This window comes from Candidatus Binatia bacterium (assembly GCA_036382395.1).
Taxonomy (GTDB): Bacteria; Desulfobacterota; Binatia; order HRBIN30; family HRBIN30; genus JAGDMS01.
The window spans coordinates 1-6,616 of sequence record DASVHW010000298.1 but is presented as its reverse complement, the minus strand read 5'-3'; the positions used below and the strand labels follow the sequence as shown (position 1 = coordinate 6,616).

Here is a 6,616-nt window from a genome sequence, read left to right as displayed (position 1 = left end):
CATGGAGGGACGCGCCATCCGCGATGGCGGGCCGGTGGGGTTGCCTGCCGACTTGATGGCAATGAAGGCCGCCGCGCTCCTGCGCGAAGGCGAGTACGTCAACCTCGGTATCGGGCTGCCGACCCAGGTCTCCAACTTTATCGCGGGCCGAGACATCACGCTCCATTCGGAGAATGGCATCCTCGGTTTCGGCCCGTTCCCGGCTGAAGGCGAGGAAGACATGGACCTTTACAACGCCAGCGGCCAGCTGGTGACGGCGCTGCCCGAAACGTCGTACTTCGACTCGAACGTCTCCTTCGCCATGGCGCGCACCGGCCGTGTGTCGACCACCGTCTTGGGTGCGTTCGAGGTCGCCCAGAATGGCGACTTGGCAAACTGGAGCACGCCCAACGGCAGCGGCGGCATCGGCGGCGCCATGGATATGGCCGCGGGCGGGGCGCGTGTCATCGCCATCTGCTACCACCGTGAACGTAGCGGCCGTTCGAAGCTCGTCGAGCGGCTGAGCCATCCGCCGACCGCACTCAAGTGCGTCCAGTCGGTGATCACCGATCTCGCCTGGATCGACATCGACGCCGACGGCTTCCTCCTGCGCGAGCTCGCCCCGGGCCTGACCGTTGACCACGTCAAGGCCGCGACGGCGGCGCCGCTTCGGGTAGCCAGCAATGTCCGCGAAATGCACTTCGAGTGAAGCAGGAGGACGACCGATCGCCATGCGACCGACCAAGTTTCCTGAGAAATGGGATTTAGAGGTGGATCTGGTTTCCATGGGCGCAAGCTCCGGAGGACTCGCCGCCGTCATCATGGGACATGACCTGGGCCTGAGCACCGTGCTCTTGGAGAAATCGGAACACCTCGGCGGTGGAACCGCTCTTTCAGGCGGCGTCCTCTGGATTCCCTGCAACGATCACATGGCCGCGGCCGGTATTCCAGATTCTCGCGAGGAAGCCCTCACCCACATACGTCGCACCAGTTTGGGACGGCATGATGAAGAGTTGTTGGCGACATATCTGGACACCGGCCCCGAGGCGGTCCGCTACGTGGAGGCCCATACCCCGTTGAAGCTGACGATTGAGGCCAGCACGGACTACTATGCCGACCTCCCGGGCGGCAAGAAGCACGGCCGCCAGCTCTATCCCGATCCAACGATCATGATCCCGCTCCTGACTGCAGCGGCAAAGCAACACCCTCTCGTCGCCAAAGTTCGGCCCGACCCGATTCCCTTCTTTGCTGGAGTGCGTGAGAAATGGGCCGAGGGGCGGGGGCTGATCGGCGGACTGGTGCTGGGATGTGTTGAACGGGGCATCAACATTCTGACCGGTGTACGCGGAAGACAGCTACTGGTTCAAAATGGGGAAGTGGTCGGCCTGCGAGCGGAAAGGGAAGGCAAGGATTTCTTTGTCAAAGCGAATCGAGGAGTTTTGCTGGCGTCTGGCGGCTACGAACGCAACGCCACGATGAACAAGCGATTCCTCAACATGCCCGATCTGCACGGTCTCACTCCGGCCTCCAATGAGGGTGACGGCCACATCATGGGAATGGAAGTGGGTGCCGCCGTTGCGCTCATGGAGCATTCCATCTTCCAGCCCGTGTTTCGTGTGGAAGGGGAAGAAATCAAGGGCCGGCCTCTCTACCGGATGCTCTCGTACGGGTACCCTGGCAACATTATCGTCAATCGCCATGGCAGACGGTGCTGCAACGAGTCCTTCTATCCCGACATCGGCAGAGCCTTCCTCGAATATGACAAGAACTTCTCCGAACTGGCCAATGCGCCGCTTTTCTGGGTCGGCGACCATGCCGAGGCGGACCGTTCCTACATGAATTTGCTGGCCACCATGACCAAAAATCCGGATTGGCTGATCAAAGCCGATACCTTGCCGGAGTTGGCCGGGAAACTGGGCATGCCAGCAGAGAACCTGGTGCAAACCGTCAATCGCTTCAATGAGTTCGCCGCCGAAGGTCGCGATCCTGATTTTCATCGAGGGGAGAGCGCCTACAACCACTACTGGGGCAGCAGACGTTCCCCCGAGTTTGCGCCCGGACCGGTTCTGGGACCTCTGGAGACTCCACCGTTCTACGGGGTGAAACTCGAACTGGGCTCGGTCGGCAACCTGGGGGGGCTGGTGACCAACACCAACGCTCAAGTGATCGACGCGGAGGGGCAGCCCATTCCCGGGCTGTACGGCACCAGCAACACCACGGCGCTTCTCACGCACGGCTTCATGTACACCAGCGGCGCATGCCAAGCGAAGAGCTTCATCTTCGGATACATCGCGGCGCGACATATGGCGCAGGCCAAGGCGCATTAGTGCGCCCCCGAACCGCCCGGGTCAACGATCCGTCTGCTCGACGATGAGGCTTTGCAGAGCGCGGCCGATGAGGCCGTGCTCGTCGTACAGCGCGCTTTCGGCCAGACCGAGTCCCTGCGGCTGCACCCACGTGCTGGCCTCCAGACACACCCACTCGCCTGCCGGCACACGATGCAGATAGATCGTGAGATCGGGATTGATGAAGCTGTAGCCGTCGCTGCGGTTCAGCACCCAGCTCACGCCGTTGCCGAAGTCGGCCGCCGCGGCGACCCGGCAGAGCGGTGAGGTTTCCTCGCCATCGACCAGCGGCACTCGTAGCCGGATCCAATCGGTTGCCGGCCCCGGCTGCTCGAAGCTGCCGGCGACAAAGCGGTGCTCCACGGCACAACTGTGAAAGGCTTTATAGTCGATGGCGTCGGACCAGGGTGGCAGATTGTAAGCTCCGGAATCCGGTCCCGGCGGCGGCGCCGCATGCGGCAGATCCGCCGGCAGCTGGATCTCCGCCCGGCGGATGCGCAACCCCGTACAGCGGGCCACTTCCGTATCCCCGCTGAAAAGCGAAGCCTCCACCAACTGCACCTTACGCCCAGGTCGCGTGAAGTGCGTGCTGATGGTGAGCGGGGCGATGGGCACGGGGCGCAACAGCTCGATCGTCAGACGCGCCACGAACATCGACTCGCCCCCCTGGAAGCGCTCGACGGCGTAGGCCAGCAGCGCCGCCGGGGCGCCGCCATGCTGTGCCTGCGGCGTCCACGGGCCGCGGGCAAGATCAGTAGGAACGAAGCGTTCGCCGTCTCTCAGAAAGATCGCGTCGGACATCCCTGAGAGAGTAGCGACTCATCGCACGAACGCAAGAACCGCATGCCCCGCGCGTCACGCCAGGGGCCACGCCGCCAGCACCGACGGCAACTCACCGAGGCGATGGATTCGTACCGGCGCACCGGGAAGCTCGCCCACGGCAATGAAGTGCGTGCCGGCGGCACGAGCCGCTTCGAGGTCGGAGGGACTGTCGCCAACGTATGCCGCCTCGTGCGGAGCAATGCCGAAGTGCTGCAGGCACTTGTCGATCATGTCGGGAAAGGGCTTCGGCCGCGGCACATCGTAAATGCCGACGGCAAGCTCGAGCAGCGGCGCCAGGTTGAAGTGTCGCATGACCCCGGTAACGGTAACACCACGGTTGGTCGCCATGGCGAGACGATAGTGCGGCTTGAGCTCGGCCAACAGGTCGTGGAGACCCGCGGCCGGCTCCATCCATAGAAAGAACGGCGCGTAGTCCGTGCTGCGTGCGAGCGAACGGGCCTGCTCGATGAGCGCGGCGTCGCCACCGAACAACGCATCAAACAACTGCGGCGACGAAAGCCGGTGCGCCAGGCGCTCGCCTTCGGCATCCAGGGGCGGCCGCCCCAGCGCCGCCAGGACGGCGTTGTAGTACTCCACATTGGCGCGCCAGGAGTCGAAGAGCACGCCATCGCAGTCGAAAATAATCGCCCGCAAGCCGGCGTCCCGCGCCGCGGCTGACGAGGGTTGAGGCATCTGCGAGTCGCAAGCTGATTCAGTGGACGCGAAGGATTCGCCGCCCCGTGTAAAGACCTCGTCGGACATCGATACCGAAACTACCGGTTCACAGCGCAATGGCAAGAGCAGCACTCGATGTCAAAACCACCGAGGGCTTGCCCTGAACCCGTCCCGGTAGTTTAACCCAAGGTGGGCCTTGAGCCCTACTAGCCTTGACTGCGTGTATCGCAAGCTGACGAGGAGTGCATGATGAACGTGTCGATGTGGGCGAAGGCCGTGAACGTCATCCCACGGGTGAGCAAGGAAGAGTGGGATGCGCTCGACGTGATCTCGCGCTGGCTGATCGCCACACGCTCGGCCGTGCTGGTCATGACGTTCATCTCCGCAGCCATCGCGGGACTGCTGGCGGCGCGCGACGGTCGCTTCGATCTCTTGCTGTGGATCATGGTAACGGTCGGACTGCTGTTCGCCCACGCCACCAACAACCTGGTCAACGACTTCGTCGATCACCTGAAGGGCATCGACAAGGACAACTACTTCCGCGCGCAGTACGGCCCGCAGCCACTCGAGCACGGCTTGATGACCCGCGGCCGGGTCCTGCTCTACATCCTGGTCACCGGCCTGATCGCACTCGCCGCCGGCGCCGTCCTCGTGGCGGTGCGTGGCGAGGCCACACTGGCGCTGCTCGCCATCGGCGTCTTTTTCGTGCTCTTCTACACCTGGCCGCTGAAGTACATCGGCATGGGCGAGGTGGCGGTAATCATCGTCTGGGGGCCGCTCATGGTCGGCGGCGGTTACTACGTGATCACCGGACAGGTTTCCGCACCGGTCGTCCTGGCCAGCCTGCCGGTTGCGCTCGGGGCAACGACCGTTCTTTTCGGCAAGCACATCGACAAACTCGACGCCGACGCAGGGAAAGGCGTGCGCACCATGCCGGTCTTGCTGGGCGAGCGCAGGGCACGGCAGGCCACCATCGCGATGTTCACCCTCGAATACCTTCTGGTCGCCTACCTGGTGTGGAGCGGTTACCTCTCCTGGCTGCTGCTGAGTGTGTTGGCCGCCCTGCCCTGGTACCTACGTGCGGTCCGCGTGTACCGGCATGCGCGACCAGCCGGCCCGCCACCCGAATACCCGCCGAACATCTGGCCGCTCTGGTATTCGGCCTTCGCCTTCCAGCACACGCGGCGTTTCGGCGGCTTGTTCCTGCTCGGCCTGGCCATCGACGTACTGGCGCGGAAGATCGGGTTGCTGTAGGGCGCTTGCGCCGCGCCTGGCCCACTTGATCATCGGCAGCGTTGGTCTGACCAGACCACCCTCGCCGAGACGATGCACTCACTTCCAGACCAGACTTCGTTCTCCCTTGGAACCCATTCCACCATGGGCTGTCTTTACTGACGTGGCGTTCACAGTCTTGAACGACTTCAGCGTCGTACTTCAGCGACAACTTCAGCGTCGTACCTTGACAGAATCCCCCATAGGAAAGTATGTGATGCGGCACGCCTGTCGTTGGCATCCGCAACTTTCGAGGGCCACTGTCGCATGTCAGAGGTCAGCACCCGCAACCGCAAGGCCAATCGCCACAGGACATGGAAATGAAGGGTCCCCCAACCGGCTTTTGGGGCAAGCTCCGCCAGGGAAACGACGAGCAGCCCATCGCATGGCACCCCTTGCCCGACCACTGCGCCGATGTGGCGGCATGTTGCGAGGCCCTGCTGCAGCGGACTCTACTGCGACAGCGACTTGCGCAGCTCGGTGGACTCGATGACCTTTCTGCCGTTCAGGTCGCTCGACTGTCAGTGCTGGCGGCTTTCCACGACATCGGTACCTTCAGAACTCCTGACATAGTGTCGCCTGAATTGTCCGCTTTCTAGGGGGTTGGGTCGGAGATTGCGAACCGCAGACGCAGACACGAGCCGGGAAAACAGACGGGGTGGCGGTTGAGTTCCTCGCAGAGGGCGGCCACGGTGCGGGTGCGGTGCGCGGAGCTGAGGGGTGCCAGAGTGATGCGCAGCTCGGTGTCGGTTGCTACGACGTCGGCGCTGGAATTGAGTGCGCTCTGGATGAGAGTGCGGCCCTCGTCGACAGCTCGTCTGTAGTGCGGAGTGCGGGGAGATTATCCGTACGAGATCGCCCCCACCACGCCGTAGTCGACCAGCGCATCGATCGCGTACTCCTCACGCAGGTACTTGAAGAAGTTCTCCTGCCTCCAGCGTTCGAACATCCGGTAGGCGATCTCGACGGCGTCGAGATCGCGACGTGAGGTCAGGATTGGAGTCTGGTGACCGCCGTCACACAGGCGCGTCACCTGCCGCAAGCGCAGCTTCCCTTTGAGCAGCCGCACCTCCTGATCGGCGAGCACGTAGTCGAGCGTGTCAGCGTCAATGACGGCCGATCGCGCCTTGAAGCGGCTCTTCGGCAGCCGTCGCACGCGACCCTTGCGGTAGGTCAGGATGTCGAAGCCGCAGGCCAAGATCTGCTCAAAGAGCCGGGGGCTGAAGGCGCCGCGATCAAAGACCACGGTGAGGCGCCGCTCACCCACGAGCTTGCGTACCTCGGTGAGGATGTCGAGCAGCATGTGGGTCATGTGGGCATTGGCTTCGGCGGTGATGACCAGCAGCGGCTTCCAGATGGCAATAAGCAAATCCCCCTCCTTGGGGGACTGTCGATAAACTGCGTTGAGCGAAGCTCCATGTCTGACTCGATGTCACGGTGTTTGGCTGAGCGAGACGATATGCATCGAAACGAGGTGAGTCGCGGCTGCGGCCCACCTGCGCCCTCCCTGGCGGCTAGAGACG

Annotated in this window: 7 protein-coding genes; 4 read left to right on the top strand and 3 right to left on the bottom strand. The window is 63.2% G+C overall.

Annotated features, from left to right (window positions below; all coding sequences use genetic code 11):
- Position 1 precedes the first annotated feature (1 nt).
- Positions 2-688 (top strand): CoA-transferase, encoded by a 687-nt coding sequence (locus VF515_14060; GenBank protein HEX7408760.1) that lies wholly within the window; start codon positions 2-4, stop codon positions 686-688.
- A 22-nt stretch (positions 689-710) separates the two neighbouring features.
- Positions 711-2,306 carry an FAD-binding protein gene (locus tag VF515_14055; protein ID HEX7408759.1) on the top strand — a complete coding sequence of 532 codons (1,596 nt, stop codon included), beginning with the start codon at positions 711-713 and terminating at the stop codon, positions 2,304-2,306.
- Between the two features lie 21 nt (positions 2,307-2,327).
- On the opposite strand, the gene VF515_14050 is transcribed toward VF515_14055, so the two are convergent.
- Together VF515_14050 and VF515_14045 are read right to left on the bottom strand one after the other, a co-directional pair.
- Positions 2,328-3,125, bottom strand: a complete 798-nt coding sequence (locus tag VF515_14050; GenBank protein HEX7408758.1) for a thioesterase family protein — start codon at positions 3,123-3,125, stop codon at positions 2,328-2,330.
- Between the two features lie 54 nt (positions 3,126-3,179).
- On the bottom strand, positions 3,180-3,839 hold the full coding sequence (locus VF515_14045) for an HAD family hydrolase (protein ID HEX7408757.1): 660 nt from the start codon (positions 3,837-3,839) through the stop codon (positions 3,180-3,182).
- Positions 3,840-4,067: 228 nt separating this feature from the next.
- Between VF515_14045 and VF515_14040 the strand changes: the two genes are divergently transcribed.
- Together VF515_14040 and VF515_14035 are read left to right on the top strand one after the other, a co-directional pair.
- Positions 4,068-5,075: a prenyltransferase gene (locus VF515_14040; protein HEX7408756.1), complete on the top strand. Its 1,008-nt coding sequence runs from the start codon at positions 4,068-4,070 to the stop codon at positions 5,073-5,075.
- A 332-nt stretch (positions 5,076-5,407) separates the two neighbouring features.
- Positions 5,408-5,692 carry an HD domain-containing protein gene (locus tag VF515_14035; GenBank protein HEX7408755.1) on the top strand — a complete coding sequence of 95 codons (285 nt, stop codon included), beginning with the start codon at positions 5,408-5,410 and terminating at the stop codon, positions 5,690-5,692.
- A 242-nt stretch (positions 5,693-5,934) separates the two neighbouring features.
- Here VF515_14035 and VF515_14030 read toward each other — a convergent pair whose 3' ends face one another.
- A complete protein-coding gene (locus tag VF515_14030) occupies positions 5,935-6,462 on the bottom strand; it encodes a transposase (GenBank protein HEX7408754.1) in 528 nt (175 codons plus the stop codon).
- Positions 6,463-6,616 lie beyond the last annotated feature (154 nt).